Consider the following 19,571-nt stretch of genomic DNA (forward strand, 5'->3'; position numbering starts at 1 on the left):
CCTCAGATTAATCTTCAATGAAATCACGAAGTGGTTTGCTTCGACTTGGCTGGCGAAGTTTTCTCAAAGCTTTGGCCTCAATCTGACGGATACGTTCACGCGTTACGTTAAAGACTTTACCAACATCCTCCAAGGTACGCATTTTCCCATCATCGAGACCAAAACGGAGACGCAAGACATTCTCTTCACGGTCAGTCAATGTGTCTAACACTTCATCCAACTGTTCACGCAAGACGATACGAGTTGTGTAGTCCACTGGATTTTCAATCACTTCATCCTCGATAAAATCACCAAGGTGGCTGTCATCCTCTTCACCGATTGGTGTTTCAAGAGAAACCGGCTCTTGGGCAATCTTGAGGATTTCACGAACCTTGTCAGGTGTCATATCCATGCGTTCAGCGATTTGTTCAGGAGTTGGATCTTGTCCCAACTCTTGAAGAAGATTACGTTGCTCACGGACAAGCTTGTTAATGGTTTCAACCATGTGTACTGGGATACGGATAGTACGAGCTTGGTCAGCAATGGCACGAGTAATAGCCTGACGAATCCACCAAGTTGCATAAGTTGAGAATTTGAACCCTTTAGAATAGTCAAACTTATCAACGGCCTTCATCAAGCCCATGTTTCCTTCTTGAATCAAGTCAAGGAACTGCATTCCACGTCCAACATAACGTTTAGCGATAGAAACAACCAGACGAAGGTTAGCTTCTGCAAGGCGTTGTTTCGCTTCGATGTCACCTGCTTCAACAGCAAGGGCCAACTCTTTTTCCTCTTCATTTGTAAGCAGAGGCACAACCCCGATTTCCTTCAAATACATACGGACAGGGTCATTGACCTTAGCAGAGGTTGAACCAATCAAATCTTCATCAGTCAACTCTGGTTCTTCCTCAGTGCTCAAAACACGCGCACTTGGATTTCCTTCGTTGTCCGTAATTGAGATACCAGCATCTTGAATGCGTTGCAAAAGATTCTCAATTCCTTCCACATCTAAAGTGAAGGGAATTACGAGGGCGTTATTGATTTCATCATCAGTTGCTGTACCAGTTTTTTTATGATTGCGAATAAATTCCGCTACTTGGACGTCAAAGGTTGTTACTTCTTTTTGTTTTGTTGCCATTCTTACTCCATTCTTCTTTTTTGGGCAATTAAGCGTTCTAGCTCTTCTAATGCGGTGTCTGTATCACCGACATGGCTAGCTTCCTGAACTTTCTTTTTAATTTGCAGATTTTCCTGATTCAAAAGAGCTCTTTTTCTAGACTCTTCCACTTCGGCTAACTCGTTAGGGGACATCTCAGGTGGCAAATCTAAGGCTAGGACTTGATACCAAGCACTCTCCACTTCTCTGGTCTGATGAGACAAATCCTCAGATGAGATACTTCCATTATCAATCAAGAGTCCATACAAGGTCTGAAACTCTGGAGTTTCAAAGATAAAATCCTCTCTTAAGCGATAGTCATTAAGCACCAAGGGATGTTCCATCATTCGGTAGAGGATATGGGCTTCCGCTCTCATCACTGCTGTCAGCTGCTTGGTAACAGACATAGTGACAGGACTCGGACTATAGGTCTCCTTGACCTTCTCCTTTCTCTGTCTGACACGACTTTCATTGACAATATGTTCGACTTGCTGATAGTCAAAAGATGGCAAGTGATCCGTCAAAATGTGAATGTAGGAATTCTGAGCTGTGATAGAGGGTTCCTTGGCGATTAAGGGGGCAATTTTCTCTATAAATTCAATCTGGGCTTGTAGATTTTCACTATTTTCAGGTCTGAAATGATGAATGTAAAACTCAACAGGACTAATGCGTGTATTGGTTAATAGATAAGCCAAGTCTTGAGGAGAGTTTTTCTGCAGATATTCATCCGGATCCATTGCGTCAGGAATCTGGACGACTTGGACAGGTAAATCTTTAAGCTCATCCAAGGCTTTCGCTGTGGCAGCTTGCCCAGCCTTATCTCCGTCATAAGTGACGATAACCTTTTTAGTAAAGCGTTTTAGATGCTCCACATGTTCACTCGTCAGTGCGGTACCCATAGAAGCAACTGCATTTTCAATACCAGCGCGATAAGCCGCAATGACATCCATAAACCCTTCCATCAGGTAGATTTCAGGAGCCTTGCCCGATCCTTTTTTTATCCTCTCCAAATGATATAATTCGTAACTCTTGTTAAAAATTGTCGTCGCTCGACTATTTTTATACTTTCCAGTTTGAGAATCGGTCTCTTGCCAAATTCGACCAGAAAAGGCAATCACCTTTCCTTGATCATTTGAAAGTGGAAACATAATACGATTCTGAAAAGTATCAAAAAATTGATTACTCTCAGATAGGTAAAACAAACCTGAATCCAGCAAGTCATTTTCGCTATAATCATCTGCTAAACGTTGATAGAGATAAGAGCGTTCTGCTGGAGCCAAACCAATCATAAAATGCTTTAGAACATCATCTGTTAAGCCACGTTTATAGAGATAGTTCCTGGCCTTTTCACCCATCTTCGTCGTCATGAGGATGGCATGATAAAACCGAGCAGCCTTGTCATGCATATCATAGAGATTTTGATGGGGTGACCTAGGCTGTACTGAACTTTGAACAGGCGCCGCCATCTGAATTCCAAGTCTCTCAGCTAATATCCTCACCGCATCCGCAAAGGTTACTTGCTGATACTCCTCGATAAACTTAAAAACATCTCCAGAACGACCACATCCAAAGCAATGGTAAAACTGCTTATCCTCGACCACGTTAAAGGAAGGTGTCTTTTCACCATGAAAAGGACAGAGCCCTAAAAAGTTCCGTCCAGATTTTTGTAAGGAAATCACTTCTCCTATGATTTCGACAATATTGGTATTGTTTTTGATCTCTTCGATGAGTCTCTTGTCAACCATAGACAATACCTCCATTTTATCACAGTTTACTCTAACTAGTATAGCTTATTTCTGAAAAAAAGTAAACCATTTCATACACTTTACATGAGACTATTTCATAAGTTTCCAGCTGTCATGAAAAAGTGAATCTTTTGAGCAAACCATTCTAATATTTGAAAGAAAAATAGAAAAAATTAAAGACTATTTCACTTGATTTTCGAGATTATTTTTTAATATCCTGCTAATATACTGACCATCTTTTCTACTGATACAAGCTGTTGCATAAGTCAATGGTGCTTTGTATACCTCTCCTCTATAGGATGGATCAGTCAAGACAGGCATTGAATAATAGGCGTTCTTTTTATTTTTAAGATCAATAAACCATTTTCCTCCTAGGTGTTTGCGAAAGGTTTCACCGATATAAACGGTCAAATAATCCAACATCTTGCGGTCTGCTATCAAAGCATGGTGGTCTTCGTAGTGAGCTAAGATCCAAGCCTCCAAATCATCCAAGGACTGCATACTATAGTCTAAATTTAGCCCTTCTTTCTCCGCAAAATCCCTTGTGAAATAGTCCATCTTAAATCCAATCTGAAAAATCCATTCCTGAAAATCTTCTTGTGTGTATGCCATTGTTCTACCTCCTCTACTATTTAATATTTAATTCTTATATGGATTATACTATAAAAAGCATCAAGTGAAAAGATGAAGAAAATATATATAGCAGATTGAACTTAGAATAGTACACTACAAATTCTAAAACATTTTTAGAAATTGATTTGACTTTCCTAATCTCTTTGTTCATATCTTATTTCAATCAACTATATTTTTCTAATAACTTTTTTATAACAAAAAGACTTAGAAATAGGATTCCCACTTCTAAGTTTTTAATGATAGATGTTTTAAAAATTATCTACTCAAACAACTGATAGTAATCAGAAATTTTCATCTTAGCTTTTTCATCCTTATTCAAATCTTGGATGATTCGGCCTTCTTTCATAACAATCAAACGATTTCCGTACTTGAGGGCATCCTCCATATGATGGGTAATCATAAGCGCAGTCAGCTTGTCCTTGCTGACAAAGTCATCTGTCAACTCCATCAAGGCCACACTTGTTTTAGGGTCAAGAGCTGCTGTGTGTTCATCCAACAACAGAAGTTCCGGACGTTTTAGCGTTGCCATCAAGAGACTTAAGGCCTGTCTTTGTCCACCTGACAAGAATTCAATGGGTGTATCCAAGTGTTTTTCTATACCATTTCCAACCTTCTCAATAGTTGCTTGAAATTCTTCCTTGTAAGCTGAGAGTCTTCTTGGAAATAGACCACGTTTTTCTCCACGAAACTTTGCAATCAAGAGGTTTTCTGCAACGGTCATACGAGGGGCAGTTCCCATCTTAGGATCCTGAAAGACTCGAGAAAGGTACTTGGCACGTTTTTCAGGGCTAAAATGAGTCACATCCTCACCCATAATACGAATGCTACCACTGGTTAAAGGCAAAGTTCCTGCGATGCTATTAAAGAGGGTTGACTTGCCTGCACCATTTCCACCCAGGATTGTGATGAAGTCATGTTCGTAAATATCAAGAGAAACATCGTTTAGGATAATTTTCTCCTCGTCAAAGCCATTTGTCACAATTTTTGTGGCATTTCTTAATTTTACAATTGCTGTCATTTGCTTAACTTGACTCCTTTCAAGTATTTATCCTTAAGTGTTGGAATTACAAGACAAGTTGCTAGGATAAGAGCACTGTACAAACGGAGGTAGCTAGTATTAAAGCCGAGAGCAATAACGCCCCATACCAAGAATTGATAACTGATGGAACCAACTACAATGGTAACCAAACGTTCTGCTAGGGTAAGACTCTTGAACAGAACTTCACCGATAATCAAACTTGCAAGACCAACAACGATAACACCGATACCACGAGAAACATCCGCGTAACCTTCTTGTTGGGCAATTAAGGCACCAGCAAGGGCGATAACACCATTTGACAAGACCAAGCCCATGAGCTCCATACGGCCTGTATTGATACCAAAACTACGAGCCATATCTGGATTATCTCCTGTTGCGATATAAGCTTGTCCCAATTTAGTATCTAGGAAGAAAAGCATGAGAAGGATAACCAAAGTCACAAAAATCAAACCTGTCAGTAATTGATTAATCTCAGATGAAAATGGAAGAACATCTTGGATTTGCTTGGTATTTAAAAGTCCAAGGTTAGCCCGTCCCATAATCATGAGCATGATAGAATGGCAAGAAGTCATGACCAGAATTCCAGACAAGAGTGTTGGAATCTTTCCTTTAGTGTAAAGAAGACCAGTCGCTAAACCAGCAAGACAGCCTGCTCCAACAGCTACTAAGGTAGCAAGAAAAGGATTAACGCCTTGAGTAATCAGTGTTACTGCAACTGCTCCTCCTAGTGGGAAGGAGCCCTCAGTTGTCATATCTGGAAAGTTCAGAATTCGAAAGGTCATAAAAATTCCCAAGCCCAGGATAGCCCAGACCAATCCCTGTGAAATAATCGATATTATCATGTTACATTCATTTCCTTCTTTTAAAAATTGGAGGAGATGTCTCCAACTCCTCCTACATTCTTATTCAATTACTTGACCAGCTTCTTTGAGAACTGATTCAGGAATTGTGATTCCAAGTTCTTGAGAGACTTTTTTATTAATAACTGATTTACCAGTTGAGAAGACATTAACTGGTGTATCTGCAGGTTTTTCCCCCTTCAAGACTTTGGCAATCATCTTACCGGTAGCAACACCAAGATCGTGTTGGTCCACAACGACTGATGCCAAACCACCTGCTTCTACCATGGCAGTCGCACTTGGGTAGATTGGTTTTTTAGCTGTTTGGTTGCTTGATACTACAGTTGAGAACGCAGATGCGATTGTGTTGTCAATTGGAATCCAGATTGCATCTACTTTACCAGTCATAACATTAACTGTTGAAGCAATTTCGTTCGTTGAAGGAACTGCAAATGTTTCTACTTTCAAACCAGCTTTTTCAGCATAAGTTTTGAATTCTTCAACTTGTGATTTTGAGTTATCTTCACTACTTGAGTAAAGAGCTCCAACCGTCTTGACATCAGGAGTCAATGTCTTGATCAATTCAACCTGTTGTTGAGCAGGGTTGTGGTCAGACACCCCAGTGATGTTCCCACCTGGTTTTTCCAAGTTTTGTACAAGGTTAGCTCCAGCTGGGTCTGTAATAGCTGCCATGATAACAGGAAGGTCTTTTGTTGCACTTGCGAGACCTTGAGCTGCAGGTGTTGCAATTCCGACAACTACATCGTTTCCGTTTGCGACTAATTGCTTACTCATTGTAGCAACCTTACTTTGGTCACCTTCTGAGTTCATAAAGTCGATTTTAATTTGGTCACCTTTATAGCCTTCTTCAGCAAGTCCATCTTGGATACCTTGGTAAATCAAATCGAGTGATGGGTGGCTGACAAACTGTAGAACACCAACCTTAGCAGTTTTATTTGCTGTCTCAGCTTTAGTTTCCTGCTTCGTTAAGCTAGAATACACCAAGCTTCCTCCAACTACAAGTGCTAATGCTACGATAATACCGAGTAGACGTTTGTTTTTCATAATTTTCTCCTTATTTCTTCTTAACTTATTATTTTTTTATTCAATCACTTATTCAAGCGACGCCATCGTTTGATTTCCATAATTTTTCCTCCCCATAGAAAAAGTCCTCACACAAAAAACTTGTGTGAGGACGTCGATGCGCGGTGCCACCTCAATTATAGGAACTAGTCCTATCGCTCTTACTCGCTAAAACGAGTTGCACTGTAAGGTGTGCTCACCGAATTCTTATGATTTCAAATTCTTAATAACATTCAGCCCAATTTTCATCACTTCCATCTATCTGTTTCCACCAACCACAGACTCTCTAAAAAATTTCAATGATTACTTTCTGAATGCTTAAATTATATCATTTTACTAAAACTTGTCAAGGGTTTTCATAAAATATTTTTAAAAAAATGTAAAATCAGAGAGAGTAAGTTAATCATATGCCTGTGGGAATTGGCTTAACAATGTAACATTACAAAAATCTATATAAATTTGCAAATTATTTTAACCAAATATGAAACATATCTTCATCAACTATTTTTTCAAGAATGATAGTATTTTCATTTATATCATATGCAATCAATTTATTACCTGCTAAAACTAATAAAATATTATCTTCGAGAAGCTTAATATCTTTTATGTAGTCTGTTTCAGCTGAAAATCCAAATTGAGATAGATTGATAAAGGTTGATTTATGACTAGTTACATCAAATAGACTGAAAGCAATTTTTCCTGAATCATTACTCTCATGCTCAATTGCTAACAAATTTTCTCCTAATTCAATAATGTTAACTGGACCAATTTCATCTAAATCAAAAAATTCCTTAAGTCCTGATTCCATATCATAGTGAAAAACTTTCCCCCAAAGTACTTTTTCCTTGGTCGAGTTAATTCGATATCCACCGGAAACTGAATAGAGTTGTTTACCCTTCACAATGCTATCGTCAAAAAAATAAGTCAAGTTAGGATCATCATAGAGAATTTCTTTATTTTCAAACTGTAATTTCTTGTTCTTTAGTGAAAAATGATGTAAGTAGGTTGGGTAATTATCATTACTTTTAACATCTACTCCCAAAAAGTAGATATTATCACCATCGTTTGAAAAATCTGTAGCAAAAACAGAATTTTTGAAAATATATTTATCTACTTCCTTTAAATTTGTATCAAAAACTGCAATAAAACTATCATCTGTATTTGCTTCAGAAGTGAAATAGTAGTCTGGATTTACGCCAGCTGTTGAAAAAGCATAATCAGAGGTCTTATTATAGTGAATCTTTCCAGTTTCAAAATCAACTGATATTATTCTACCTACTACACCTAAGGGTGGACCTTCTTCAGAAAATAGCAAATAACGATTGGAAATTTCTGCACGCTTAACAACTTGATTAATCTGGCCCTTAACTATCTCTATTTTTTCATCAGAAACTTTCTCAAATGAACTATCTTTAAAATTATACCCCTCCACACTGTGATATCCTAATAAATAAAAATCCACATCTGACTGTATAGAAAATTGTTTTGATGATGCAGCAGAATATCTTTGGATAAAAAATAACACTCCCATTAAAATAATAATGGCTACAACAATAACATGACCAACTTTTTGTTTATTATTCATAATCATTTATTCCTATAAACAATAGTGGTCTTAGGATTAGAGACAAATTCTCCAGGGTGTATAGCAATAGCTGATCCTATGTCATTGTCACTTTTATTCAAATCAACCCCAGCAGTATAGTAATAAGCAGCCCAAACTAATTGAGAACAATAAAAACTATTAGTTTGTTTTGCATTCCAAAAATTAGTGTTATACGGTTTATTGACTTGGTTTCCCGCCCACTGGCCAGCATTCCAGTCTTGCTGAACACTTGTAGCGTTTACTCCAACTTGCCAAATAGTGTATGTACTACTTGTCCATTTACCACTTCTAAGTCGAACTTTCTCCGTCACCCCTGGTGCTTCGGCAACAGAATATAGTCTCTGTGGCACTACTATCGCTGCATGCCAACTGTTAATTCTTCGAGTTCCTATACCTTGATCAGTTACACAAATTAGACCGTCTCGCCAACTCCAATCACCTATGCGAGATCTAGAATAGTTTTTTACATCATACCTAACAGGTTCTGACATCCCATTTTCAAGATACTCTTGTGTCCTGCTATCCATACTATCCAAAATACTTTGTTGTTCTGGAGTCAGTTGAATATCATTCCCAATAAACTTATTAGTTTCAATATATAAATCGGTACTTTCATTTGCATAAATAGTTTCAATACTTATGGTTGAAGCTAGGCATAAAAAAGATAAACCACTCAAAATTATAGATTTTCTCATAGAAATTTCTCCTCTTAGAACTCTATTATTAAATTCAATTAAAACAACAAGCAATTCCTAAATACTTTATATTATCCCCTCCATTTTATAACTCTAGTCATCAGCCTAATAGTTATTAAACAACCTATAATAACTATTCTACTAATATAAGCAGATTAATCTTTACATTTACAATTGTAAGCCCTTTCCTCAATATATAGAATAGCATTATATTTATGTTTTGTCAACGAATTTAATCCTCTATTTCGTTTTATATATATTTAGTTGACTAAAAGAAAGCCAAGAAAAATTTTTCGAACATCAATAATTTAAGCGAGGAGAATGCTCATTAGGAAATAGATAAAGTTCTAGTTATAAGGTGAAACAAAACTGTTTGCCTCTCTTGGCTGATCGAAAGAGTAGACATTAAATCATCCCTATGCCTCTTGGGAATAGGGAACTAATGATAATCACAACTGGCTGATTCGTATAGGATTCCCTAAAAGAAAAAAGAAAACGACTCCTAAAGAAGTCGCCTTCATTGTTAATCGGATGAATAACTATCCTAAAAGACACTTGGGCTACAAGTTACGTTAAAAATTGCTATTTGCTATCCAACTTGAACTTGAGACTTAGGCAATCCCTACGTTTTTGGAAAATCTTGCTTGTATCAACCTGAATTACGTAATCCTGTAGCAATTCCGTTGATAGTTGTATGGATTAATCTTTCTTCATCTGAAGATAACTCACCACGACGTTGACGCTTAATCAATTCCAACTGAATATAGTTAAGGATATTGAAATAAGGCATGCGGTAGTTGAGACTGTCTTTCAAATAGGTATTTTCTGCCAAGAGCTCCTCATGGCCTTCAATAGACAAGATAACGTCCTTAGTCAACTGCCATTCATCTAAAATGGTATAGTAAATTGCTTGTACTTCTTCACTTTCACACAGTTTAGCGTATTCAAAGGCAATGTTCATATTTGATTTTGACAAGACCATATCGACGTTGGATAGGAGTGATTGGAAGAATGGCCAATTTTGATACATATCACGAAGATATTCAATATTTTTTGGATCTTGGTCGATAAATTCCTTAAAGCTTGAACCAACTCCATACCAACCTGGGAACATAACACGACTTTGTGACCATGAGAATACCCAAGGAATAGCACGTAAACCACCGATTTCAGTGATCGTTTTACGAGCTGCTGGACGAGAACCAATATTGAAACTTGAGATAGCCTTGATTGGACTCGATTCAAAGAAATAATCATAGAAATGGTCATTTCCAAATACGAGTTCACGATAAATATCGTAGCTACGTTCTACTACTTGATCCATGATGGCTTCATAGCGATTTGACGTATTGGTATCACTCTTCTTCTTGGTAATCATGCGGTTGATAGCTGCTGAAACCAACATTTCAAGGTTATAGTAGGCTGCATCCTTGTTTCCGTATTTGTTTCCGATAACTTCTCCTTGCTCAGTCAAACGGATACGATCCTTGATGGACTTGAGTGGTTGAGAAGCAATGGCATCATAAGTAGGGCCACCACCACGGCCAACGGTACCACCACGACCATGGAAGAAGGTTACTTTGACTCCAAATTCATCACCAATAGCAGTCAATTGTTGTTGGGCCTTATAAAGTGTCCAACAAGATGATAGATAACCACCATCCTTGTTACTATCAGAGTAGCCGAGCATGATTTCTTGGTAATTGTTTTTAGAAGCAATCCATTTCTTAGCAAGTGGTAGAGAGAAATATTTTCTCATAGTTTCTTCAGAATGATCCAAGTCTTCAATCGTCTCAAAGAGTGGTACAATCTGAACACGTGCTTTTTCAGCATCCACCAATCCAACTTCTTTTAGCATGATTGCTAATTCCAGCATATCAGACACGCTGGTTGCGTGAGAGATAATCGTTTGACGAATGACATCTTCTCCTAAACGATCTTTTAATTCACGTGCAGTTTTGAAAATAGCTAATTCTTTTTCGAGAAGTTCAGACTTCTCAGCATGAGTTGCAGACAAGATTCGAGGATCTTCTAATAATTCATGCAATAGCAAGTCGCATTTTTCATCTTCTGATAAATCACTATAGTGGTCATTGATTCCAGCAGATGCCAACAATTCTGCCACACAGGCCTCGTGAACACTTGAGTCTTGACGCATGTCGATGGAAGCTAAGAAGAAACCAAAGACTTCTACAGCTTCTAAAAGTTCTGCAAATTCACCTGTAAGCAAGGACTCTGCCTTGTTTTCAAGTAATGAATCCTTAATAGTATATAGATCTTTTTTGAACTCTTCAACTGTTTCGTAAAATGGTGGACGATCTTCAGCCAGCTCTTGAATAGCTCCTGAAAGTCGATTGCTAATATAGTCAGTAATCACTCCTTGTTGATGCCCTTGAGTACCAAAAAGACGTTCAACAGGATGGCGTTCATCAGCTGACGAGCCAACCACAGACCATTCTTTTAAATTCAAGAGAGTTTGAATCAATTTGGACTGAATCAAATGAAAGGCACGACGATAGGGTTCTTTTTCACGAAAGACGGATGTATCTCCAGACTGAGCAGCCATTTCTTCAACAGCTTGACTTGTTTTTGACAAATTAGTCGATAGAGAGAAGGTGCGATAGAGACTTGAAATCTTGCTGATATAGTAGTTCAAGACTACTTCACTTTGAATGGTAGCAGAACGCATAAGCGTCTCAGCTGTCACAAATGGATTCCCATCACGGTCTCCACCGATCCACATTCCCATAGTAATTGGTTTAGCTTGTTTTAGGTCAATTCCTTGTTCTTTTGCTAGACGCTTGTACTCTAGCATCAAGTTAGGGACAGCCTGTAGGAAGGAACTATTGTAGTACTCCATAACATTGGTGATTTCGTTGGTTACTTTTAGTTTTTTCTCACGAATCATATCTGTCTGCATGATAATCTCAATATAGCGACGAAGATCATTATGCCATTTTTCCTTGTTAATGAGCCCCATTCTCACATCACGATATTTACGCAAAAGAGTATGGATGTGAGTGGTCAAGTCCAACATACTCTTACGTTGTACCTGAGTAGGATGGGCTGTCAAAACTGGCACCACGTTCAAGTGTTCAAGGATTTCAGCAGCGTTTTCTTTTTCAGCCACCATTTTGATTGTTGTAGACAATTTACCGAGATAGTCTTGATCAACATTATTTAGATGGTTAATCTCGTAAGCCAAGTCAACATCTTCTGAGATGTTAATTAAAAGTGGCAAGATAGAGAAGTATCTAGAAATGTAGACCATCTCATCATTTGAAAGACCTGTTACTACTTTATCTAGCCCTTGATAGTCAAGTTTTGACGAAAGTTCCTTCAAGTGCATAATCTTATCAAAGGTTTCAGCAGGAAGCATATTTTGGGTGATATCTTCCAGCATATCTGTCAAGATTTGAACTTCTTCCTGTACGACCGTTTTATTACTATAATTTTCTAACTTTTGAAGAGACATTTTTTTCTCCTTGTTATATTATGTCTTAGAGTTGCGCTTCTAATTCGCGATAGAGTTTGGCACGTTTTTCACTGGCATCAATATTCAACACAAAGGCGATGGCTACTGATAGGACCAAGAGACTGTTTCCCCCTTGCGATAGGAAGGGGAAGGTTACCCCTGTTGAAGGGATCAAGCCTGATATACCGCCAATGTTAACAAATACCTGTATCAGAATCATGCCCCCAATACCGATTGCCACCATTGAGTTGAAAGGATCTCTCGCTCGAATTCCAACCAAAATAATACGAAGAATCAAGAAGAATAGAAGAGCCAAAATAAGACTAGCTCCTACAAATCCAAACTCCTCTATCACAATCGAAAAGACAAAGTCTGTATGGGCTTCTGGTAGATAACCTCGTTTTTCAATGGAATTTCCTAAACCAAGACCAAACCAGCCACCGTTAACCATTGCATAATAAGAATTGGCTAACTGATGCCCAGATCCTGCTAGGTCATTAAAGGGGTTGAAAAAAGCACTGAAACGCTTGGCAACATAACCAAAGACAGGAATCTTTGAGAATTTTTCAACACCGATAAAGCGAATGGCTGTTAAGGAAATCATAGAAACACCAGCTAGTAAGCCCAGAATAGTTGTGAACCACCGATAAGCTATTCCACTGATGGTATACATGAGCAAGGATACTAAAATCAAGATGGTTGCATTTCCAAGGTCAGGGAAGATTGCCAAACTACCTATCATGACCAAGAGGACAAACCGCCAATCATTAAAGGCTCTTGGCAACCACTGATTGAGGGTTAAAATTTGGAAGTCATAAACTGCTATCTCATCTTGTTGTTTTGAAAAACGCTGAGCCAAGTACCAAATGATAATAATCTTTAGATACTCTGCTGGTTGAATCGTGATCGGGCCAACCTTGATCCAGCCATAGGCTCCATTGATTGGACTACCGATTAAACGTGCTAGAGCCAATAATATCAACTCGACAAACATGACGATAAAGAGTAATCGCTCATTTCGCAGAAATCCTAATTTTAATTTATAAATTAAGGCTATTAAGAATAAACTGGCTATCCAGAAAATCCCCTGATTTCGCACTAGTTGTAATGCACTCTTTCCTTCCTGAATGAGGGACGCACTAGTTGTCGAATAAACTACTATCAATCCTAAAACGGATAACAGTAAATAAGGAATCAAAATGGAATAATTCAGCAGGTGCCTTTTACTTATTTTCATATGTCACCTATCTATCGGAAAAATATTTTTATTTTCCCTTATTATTTCTAGTTTTACATGCTATTATACCATTTTTTAGACTAGAAAAAAACTCTTACAGTGAAAACATTCGAATTTTACTCAAAACAGACTCTGGACTAGAATGTCTTGAGTGATCCCCTTATCCGATCTATCGAGCGTTTTAAGTTACTAGGACTTATAAAACTATAATGTTGATATTTTATAAACTTAAAAACTACCTTCCAGATAGAGGAAGGTAGTTCATTACTATCTTAGTTTGAGGCGCTACTGCTGCTGTCAGAAGTTGTTTCGCTTTTGATGTATTGTGTAAAGATATTTTGGAAGGACTGGTCTTTAACTTTAATGTTTGCATCCTGTAATTCTTTACTAATGACACCTTGGACAAAGGTTGCATCATTTTGTTTTTGAGTCAAAATGATTGTTTTAAGTTTTTCTTTGTAGTCATCCAAGTTTGAAGATTTTTCAGACTTCTTAGTTAGTTTCACAATGTAGAAACTACTTGTATAAGCTTGAGTTCCTGGAGCAGTGATAACATCTGAAATTCCGTTAACATCAAGCGCAAAAGCAGCTTTTTTAACCACGTCTGGCAATTCTGTTGATGCAGAGTCAAAGGTAATTTCTCCACCATTTTCTTTAGTCTTTTCATCTGTAGAATTGTCTTTTGCAAGTTGTGCAAAATCAGCTCCAGATTCTTTTGCTTTGGCAAGAACTTCCTTAGCCTTATCTTCACTGTCAAGTTTAATAATTTGAGCCGTTACTTCTGGAGTATACTCTTCAAATGCTTTTTTATAGTTTTCATCTGTTAATTCAGCTTCAGCGGCTTTCTTAACAGCATACTCAACTAATTTACTTGTACGAATTTGAGCTTTACGGCTTTCAGCAGTCATACCTGAACGGGCGAGAATCGTTTGATAGCTATCACCGTATTTCTTTTGTTCTTCTGCAACGGCATCCTCTACTTCTTTATCGCTAACTTCTGAACCATATTGTTTTTCAAAAACTTTTTGAATGGTCATATTCAGCAAGACTTGTTGAGCAGTCGCATTGTTTTTAACTTCTTCAAAGAATTGATGTTCTGTAATCACATCACCCTTCATACTGATCAAGTCTGCTCCTTGAGAGCTATTGGAACAAGCAGCCAAAGTAGCTACTGACAACAAGGTGATGGCTCCTGCCATTAGTTTTTTCTTCATGTTTACTCCTTTTGTTCACTAAATAAAGGTTTACCTTATCTATTTTACCAAATTGTCTTAAAAATATCTGAAATCAATCAATATCAGGCAGTTCTACTTCTGCTTGATTTTTTCTCAGCATGAGAATTCCGTCTCCAAGAGGAACCAAAGTAGCGGTTAATCCTGGATTGTCCAAAGTCGCATCAAAGAGTCGTTGCAAGCCACGATAGATTGTTCGTTGGCCTCGACGTACTTCCATGATATCCTTGGCCACATCACCACCCTGGAAAATATCATCCAAGACTACCACTCCTCCAACTTCCAAATGTTTGAGTATTTCTGGTAGAAAAATGATGTACTTGGACTTGGCAGAATCCATAAATACAAAGTCGTAGGACTCTGTTAAGGTCGAAAGGACATCCACAGCATCGCCTTCTAAAAGGGTAATCTGCTTGCGACTATCAAAGCGAGCAAAATTCTCCTTGGCAAAACCAATCATCTCAGGATTTCGGTCAATAGTGGTGATTTTTGACTTGGGTAAATGTTCTGCCATCAAAAGTGCTGAAAATCCAATCGCCGTACCAATCTCTAAAATATTTTTTGGTTGAATAGTTTCCATAAGGAAACGAAAGTAAGCGACGGTTTCATGAGGAATGATGGGAATATTTTCCTTGCGAGCAAAGTTTTCTAGTTCTTTTAGGGAACCTGTCACCTGCTTTTGTCTGTGGCGCATGAACTCGACAATCTCATGCTTGACAACAGGACGTCGCATGTTATGATTGGCATTTTTACTATAAGACTTTACCATCTGCCTTATGCCAATCCTAATTTTTCAACAAGAGCTTCAAACTCATCCAAACGGCGTTCAAAGACTGCAAAGGCATCGTTGAGGTAATCTTCTTTTTCCATATCAACACCCGCTTTACGCATGATATTGAGTGGATAGTCTGACTTCCCTGCTTTGAGGTAGTCAATATAGCGATCACGATCCTCTTGGCTACCATGAACAATCTTTTCAGCCAAAGCTGAAGCTGCTGCAAAGCCTGTTGAATATTGATAGACATAGTAGTTATAGTAGAAATGCGGGATACGAGCCCACTCGTACTGGATTTGAGGATTGTCTTCCTTGCTCAAGCCATAATATTCTTGGTTCAAGTCAGCATAGAGATTGTTTAGGAACTCACTTGTCAAGACTTCACCATTTTGGTCAGCTTGGTGAATAGCATGTTCAAATTCAGCAAATTGAGTTTGGCGGAAGACTGTTCCACGGAAACCATCTAGGAAGTTGTTGAGAATTGCAAAGCGTGTTGCATCGTCTTGAACTTCTTGCAATAATTTTTCTGTCAGGATGTTTTCATTAGTAGTTGAAGCAATTTCTGCCAAGAAGATTGAGTAATCTCCGTATACATAAGGTTGTGTTTCACGCGTATAGCTAGAATGCATACTGTGCCCTGTCTCATGTACAAGAGTAAAGAGATTATCCAGGTTATCTTGCCAGTTAAGAAGCATGAAGGCGTTGGTATCATAAGAACCGCCAGAATATGCACCTGAACGCTTGCCTTGATTTTCATACACATCAATCCAGCGTTCGCTGAAGGCACGTTTAACACGGCTCAAGTAATCCTCACCAAGAACTGCCAAAGCATCTTCTGCTTTCTTCAAGGCTTCTTCATAAGTAAAGTTGTATTCCACTGAAGACAATGGTGTATAGACATCGTACATTTTGAGGTCTGGAATACCAAGAATTTTTGAGCGAAGAGCCAGATAACGGTGCAATAATGGTAAGTGCTTACGAACAGCAGATACTAGATTGTCATAAACACTTTCTGGCACAAAGTTGGCCGCAAGAGCAGCTTCACGCGCACTCTTGTAATTACGAACCTTAGCACGATAGTTTTGCACTTTAACATTGGTCTGCAAGGTTTTAGCGTAAGTGTGCTGGTATTGCTCATAAGTAGCATAGAGGGCTTCATAAGCTCCACGACGAACCTCACGATTTTTAGATTCTACCAAGCGCATATAAACGCCGTGTGATAATTGAACTTCATTTCCATCTTCATCTTTAACAAATGGAAAGACGATATCTGCATTATCTAAAATAGCAAAGGTTTCACTAGCAGCACCGAAGATTTCACCAGCGCCTGCAAGCAACTCTTCTTCACGTTGTGAAAGGACATGGTCCTTATTTTGCAAGAGTTTATCAAAGAAGTGTTTATAAGGCTGGAGTTTTGGTTCTTTTGCTAAAAGGTTTTGATACTGGTCTTCTGTGATTGCCATAAATTCAGGCTCATAGAAAGAGAAGACTTGATCAAGTTGACTATAAAGAGTCATGGCTTTTGCGTAGTATTCTTGATATTTAGCAACTCGTGTATCCTGATCGTTTTTCATATGTGCATAGACATAGAGTTTTTCAAGACGACGACTCAAATCCAGATAACGCTCTGTAATTTCAAGAAGGCTTTCTGCACTGTCCAAGAGATGTCCTTCAAGACTAGCTGCTTGTTTTGTATCTTCTGTTAAAAGGGCGAGTTCTTCTTCCCATTTTTGGTCTGTTTCAAAGATCGTTGATAGATCCCATGTATCTTTTTCATTGATTTCATTTCGTTGTAATACCATAAGTTTCCTCCATCCTTTCTATTTTACCATATTTTTTAAGAAATATTGCTGATAAAAGGCAGGTGGATAAAGCTTTTGTGTGTCAATTTTGGGATTTAGTTGATAATAAGCCTGAAAATTATCGTAATAGCCCTGCAAATCTACAGTTATCTGACAAAATAGACCATTTTCTATAGGCCTTACTTGGGGATACCAGTTCTTAGTCTTCAGATTTAATAGGTTTTCTCCTCTTAAGTAAGCTTGGGCTTGTTGCTTCATCCAATAGGGATTTTGATAAAAGAGTTGTTTTTGAATGTAGTGACAAATGTTCTTATCTTGTTCAACCGAAAAAGTGGTAAGATTTTGTTGATGATAAGGAGTCCGTAATATTTCTAGAAGATTTCCTTTGTCATAAGAAAATTCCTTGACCTGATAATGGAGTTTCCCTTTCAAATCTTGGTGAAGGAGGTACTTAAGTCTTAAAACTTGTTTTTTATGGTCTAACTCCCAAATATGAAAGCCCATATTATTACTGAAGTAAAGAAAATCTCTCTGAAGTTTAGTTAGTCGCGCTTTTAGCCAGAGTTTTTCTCCCAGTAGCCAAAGAACTTGAATTCCCAAACTTCGATAACCATTGCTTCTGTTCCTCAAAAGGTCACATGAAATGGGACTGCATTGAATTTCTAGAGCTAGTTGTTTATTGATAAAGATATCTGCAATTTGTTTTAGTTGAGGAATGGGACATTCAAGCTCGGCCTTGTCATTTTTCATCGCCCAATTAAAAAGGGCAACCTTATTTTCCAGATGCTCTAGACTCTCATTTTCGTAGTAAAAATCACACTGTTTGAGCGATACATGGGCAAAATGCGTCCGTAGGTTCTTCCCTTTTCTTAATCGAACCAAAGCTCCACAAGCTGGACAAGTATAGCTTTGTTTAACTAATTTATCCTCCAAGGCATTGACTAAGCTTCCTTTTTCATCTCTGGCTAAAAACATTTATACCCCCTTTTCTACTTTATTCGAAAAGGATAAGAAAAAGGCTGAGCTACTCCCCACCTTCATCATTTTATGAGCTTAAAGTTGCAAGCGATTTTCTAAAGCTTGCGTCAACACTTCAGAATAGTTCACTTTCTCTCGATCTGCTAATCTAACAAGCCACTCTGGAACCGTAACATTCTTTCGAATCGCCTTATTATTCTTTACAAAAGGCAAAGGATTGACCTGAATCAAAGTTACAAATCCATCAGGAGCTTTTAGATTAGAAATATCACTAGGAGTAGGCAAAGCTAGCCCTTCATCAATATAAGAAGCTAAGACATTCTCAAGCATTTCATGAGCATTTTTCATGGCAAGTTCAATAGTTGCCCCCTCTGTCCCTCCTCCAAATTCGGGAAATTCAACCCAATATCCAGTACCTTCCCTATGAAAAATAGCAGGATAAGATTTTAGCATAACACACCTCCACAATTTCCAAATCTACTACAAGCCCAAATCCTTTAATATTTTTCTCTCCAAACCTCTTCCTAAATCATCATTAGCATGTACTGGAATCGTAACAAGATAGGGAATTCCTTCTTTCTTAAAATGGTGATGACTTCCTCTCTTACGAACTTCAATCCATCCATTTGCAAGAGCTAATTTTACCATTTCCTTACCTGTAATGGGCATTTATGGTTACCTTTCTAATTATACTCATAATGCGTATTTTGTCAATCCTTCTATATCATCTATTCGCAAAAGTATGAAAAAAGGTTAGGACTGAAAGTTCTATAATGAAGTTAGCCACCCAGCCCTCCTAAAAATTAGATGTTTCAACTAGCTTATAGCTAGTACTCGATTTCATTTGATAAGAGGCTTGATGCTGTTAGGCTGGCGAGCCAAGGCTAAGACTAGCCTTAGTTTAGCTGACGAAACAGCTTCAAGAGTTCCTCTTGCCAAATGAAAGCTTTTATAGGCATAAGAAAACACCTCTGTGTTATACTTGTTAGTCACCACAAACACAAGAAAGACACAGAGATGCAAAATCATTATACTACAAAAGGCAAACATTTACAATCGATAGCCGTCGCTTAATCGAACGATGGAAAAAGGAAGGGAAATCAAATAGAGAAATTGCCTCTCTACTTGGAAAAGCTCCTCAAACTATCCACACTGAAATCAAGCGCGGGACAATTCTGCAATGTCTTGGAAAAGGGCGCTTCAAAAAGGTTTATTCGGCCGACTATGCTCAACAAGCTTATGAAAGCAATCGCAAGCGCTCGGTCAAGAAATCAAGCTTAACCAAGGAACTAAAGGA

General features: G+C 38.1%; 16 protein-coding genes and 2 pseudogenes. 2 read left to right on the plus strand and 16 right to left on the minus strand.

Features of this window, described 5'->3' with window-relative positions; all coding sequences use genetic code 11:
* Window positions 1-7 precede the first annotated feature (7 nt).
* The 8 genes from rpoD to HMPREF2837_RS08845 form a co-directional block, all read right to left on the minus strand.
* Window positions 8-1,117, minus strand: coding sequence for an RNA polymerase sigma factor RpoD (gene rpoD, locus HMPREF2837_RS08810; RefSeq protein WP_000201894.1), 1,110 nt, complete (start codon window positions 1,115-1,117; stop codon window positions 8-10).
* Between the two features lie 2 nt (window positions 1,118-1,119).
* A complete protein-coding gene (gene dnaG / locus HMPREF2837_RS08815; protein WP_049548926.1) occupies window positions 1,120-2,880 on the minus strand; it encodes a DNA primase in 1,761 nt (586 codons plus the stop codon).
* A gap of 180 nt (window positions 2,881-3,060) precedes the next feature.
* Complete coding sequence (locus HMPREF2837_RS08820; protein WP_049548925.1) at window positions 3,061-3,492, minus strand: hypothetical protein; 432 nt, start codon at window positions 3,490-3,492, stop codon at window positions 3,061-3,063.
* Window positions 3,493-3,772: 280 nt separating this feature from the next.
* Window positions 3,773-4,531, minus strand: a complete 759-nt coding sequence (locus HMPREF2837_RS08825) for an ABC transporter ATP-binding protein (RefSeq protein WP_049548924.1) — start codon at window positions 4,529-4,531, stop codon at window positions 3,773-3,775.
* On the minus strand, window positions 4,528-5,394 hold the full coding sequence (locus HMPREF2837_RS08830) for an ABC transporter permease (RefSeq protein WP_049548923.1): 867 nt from the start codon (window positions 5,392-5,394) through the stop codon (window positions 4,528-4,530). The genes HMPREF2837_RS08825 and HMPREF2837_RS08830 overlap by 4 nt, the downstream gene beginning before the upstream one ends.
* Window positions 5,395-5,454: 60 nt before the next feature.
* Window positions 5,455-6,456, minus strand: coding sequence for a tryptophan ABC transporter substrate-binding protein (gene trpX, locus HMPREF2837_RS08835; RefSeq protein WP_049548922.1), 1,002 nt, complete (start codon window positions 6,454-6,456; stop codon window positions 5,455-5,457).
* A 484-nt stretch (window positions 6,457-6,940) separates the two neighbouring features.
* Window positions 6,941-8,059, minus strand: a complete 1,119-nt coding sequence (locus HMPREF2837_RS10885; protein WP_049548921.1) for a hypothetical protein — start codon at window positions 8,057-8,059, stop codon at window positions 6,941-6,943.
* 2 nt (window positions 8,060-8,061) lie between these two features.
* Entirely contained in the window at window positions 8,062-8,775 is a 714-nt protein-coding gene (locus HMPREF2837_RS08845; RefSeq protein ID WP_049548920.1) for a YiiX/YebB-like N1pC/P60 family cysteine hydrolase, read from the minus strand.
* A 411-nt stretch (window positions 8,776-9,186) separates the two neighbouring features.
* On the opposite strand from HMPREF2837_RS08845, the pseudogene HMPREF2837_RS11730 reads away from it, so the two are divergent.
* Window positions 9,187-9,351, plus strand: a pseudogene (locus HMPREF2837_RS11730) (IS30 family transposase); the annotation flags it as partial.
* Between the two features lie 73 nt (window positions 9,352-9,424).
* On the opposite strand, the gene ppc reads toward HMPREF2837_RS11730, so the two are convergent.
* From ppc to HMPREF2837_RS08885, 8 genes are all read right to left on the minus strand, one after another.
* Window positions 9,425-12,250: a phosphoenolpyruvate carboxylase gene (gene ppc / locus HMPREF2837_RS08850; protein ID WP_049548919.1), complete on the minus strand. Its 2,826-nt coding sequence runs from the start codon at window positions 12,248-12,250 to the stop codon at window positions 9,425-9,427.
* A 25-nt stretch (window positions 12,251-12,275) separates the two neighbouring features.
* Window positions 12,276-13,487: a cell division peptidoglycan polymerase FtsW gene (gene ftsW / locus HMPREF2837_RS08855; RefSeq protein ID WP_049548918.1), complete on the minus strand. Its 1,212-nt coding sequence runs from the start codon at window positions 13,485-13,487 to the stop codon at window positions 12,276-12,278.
* Between the two features lie 272 nt (window positions 13,488-13,759).
* Window positions 13,760-14,701, minus strand: a complete 942-nt coding sequence (gene prsA, locus HMPREF2837_RS08860) for a peptidylprolyl isomerase PrsA (protein ID WP_049548917.1) — start codon at window positions 14,699-14,701, stop codon at window positions 13,760-13,762.
* A 73-nt stretch (window positions 14,702-14,774) separates the two neighbouring features.
* Entirely contained in the window at window positions 14,775-15,488 is a 714-nt protein-coding gene (locus tag HMPREF2837_RS08865; RefSeq protein ID WP_075230868.1) for an O-methyltransferase, read from the minus strand.
* A gap of 5 nt (window positions 15,489-15,493) precedes the next feature.
* The gene (pepF, locus tag HMPREF2837_RS08870; RefSeq protein ID WP_049548916.1) at window positions 15,494-17,296 is read right to left on the minus strand and encodes an oligoendopeptidase F; all 1,803 of its coding nucleotides are present in this window, start codon (window positions 17,294-17,296) and stop codon (window positions 15,494-15,496) included.
* Between the two features lie 18 nt (window positions 17,297-17,314).
* Window positions 17,315-18,271: a competence protein CoiA gene (locus HMPREF2837_RS08875; protein ID WP_049548915.1), complete on the minus strand. Its 957-nt coding sequence runs from the start codon at window positions 18,269-18,271 to the stop codon at window positions 17,315-17,317.
* 78 nt (window positions 18,272-18,349) lie between these two features.
* Complete coding sequence (locus HMPREF2837_RS08880) at window positions 18,350-18,727, minus strand: type II toxin-antitoxin system HicB family antitoxin (protein WP_049548914.1); 378 nt, start codon at window positions 18,725-18,727, stop codon at window positions 18,350-18,352.
* Between the two features lie 27 nt (window positions 18,728-18,754).
* Window positions 18,755-18,943, minus strand: coding sequence for a type II toxin-antitoxin system HicA family toxin (locus HMPREF2837_RS08885; protein WP_049548913.1), 189 nt, complete (start codon window positions 18,941-18,943; stop codon window positions 18,755-18,757).
* Between the two features lie 348 nt (window positions 18,944-19,291).
* Between HMPREF2837_RS08885 and HMPREF2837_RS10890 the strand changes: the two are divergent.
* Window positions 19,292-19,571 (plus strand): annotated as a pseudogene (locus tag HMPREF2837_RS10890) (helix-turn-helix domain-containing protein); the annotation flags it as partial.

The organism is Streptococcus sp. HMSC071D03 (assembly GCF_001812125.1).
In the GTDB taxonomy this organism is placed as follows: Bacteria; Bacillota; Bacilli; order Lactobacillales; family Streptococcaceae; genus Streptococcus; species Streptococcus pseudopneumoniae_N.

Bases quoted from the DNA above. Each gene is read 5' to 3' on its own strand.
- rpoD (WP_000201894.1), bottom strand. From the start codon at position 1,117: ATGGCAACAAAACAAAAAGAAGTAACAACCTTTGACGTCCAAGTAGCG.
- dnaG (WP_049548926.1), bottom strand. From the start codon at position 2,880: ATGGTTGACAAGAGACTCATCGAAGAGATCAAAAACAATACCAATATT.
- HMPREF2837_RS08820 (WP_049548925.1), bottom strand. From the start codon at position 3,492: ATGGCATACACACAAGAAGATTTTCAGGAATGGATTTTTCAGATTGGA.
- HMPREF2837_RS08825 (WP_049548924.1), bottom strand. From the start codon at position 4,531: ATGACAGCAATTGTAAAATTAAGAAATGCCACAAAAATTGTGACAAAT.
- HMPREF2837_RS08830 (WP_049548923.1), bottom strand. From the start codon at position 5,394: ATGATAATATCGATTATTTCACAGGGATTGGTCTGGGCTATCCTGGGC.
- trpX (WP_049548922.1), bottom strand. From the start codon at position 6,456: ATGAAAAACAAACGTCTACTCGGTATTATCGTAGCATTAGCACTTGTA.
- HMPREF2837_RS10885 (WP_049548921.1), bottom strand. From the start codon at position 8,059: ATGAATAATAAACAAAAAGTTGGTCATGTTATTGTTGTAGCCATTATT.
- HMPREF2837_RS08845 (WP_049548920.1), bottom strand. From the start codon at position 8,775: ATGAGAAAATCTATAATTTTGAGTGGTTTATCTTTTTTATGCCTAGCT.
- ppc (WP_049548919.1), bottom strand. From the start codon at position 12,250: ATGTCTCTTCAAAAGTTAGAAAATTATAGTAATAAAACGGTCGTACAG.
- ftsW (WP_049548918.1), bottom strand. From the start codon at position 13,487: ATGAAAATAAGTAAAAGGCACCTGCTGAATTATTCCATTTTGATTCCT.
- prsA (WP_049548917.1), bottom strand. From the start codon at position 14,701: ATGAAGAAAAAACTAATGGCAGGAGCCATCACCTTGTTGTCAGTAGCT.
- HMPREF2837_RS08865 (WP_075230868.1), bottom strand. From the start codon at position 15,488: ATGGTAAAGTCTTATAGTAAAAATGCCAATCATAACATGCGACGTCCT.
- pepF (WP_049548916.1), bottom strand. From the start codon at position 17,296: ATGGTATTACAACGAAATGAAATCAATGAAAAAGATACATGGGATCTA.
- HMPREF2837_RS08875 (WP_049548915.1), bottom strand. From the start codon at position 18,271: ATGTTTTTAGCCAGAGATGAAAAAGGAAGCTTAGTCAATGCCTTGGAG.
- HMPREF2837_RS08880 (WP_049548914.1), bottom strand. From the start codon at position 18,727: ATGCTAAAATCTTATCCTGCTATTTTTCATAGGGAAGGTACTGGATAT.
- HMPREF2837_RS08885 (WP_049548913.1), bottom strand. From the start codon at position 18,943: ATGCCCATTACAGGTAAGGAAATGGTAAAATTAGCTCTTGCAAATGGA.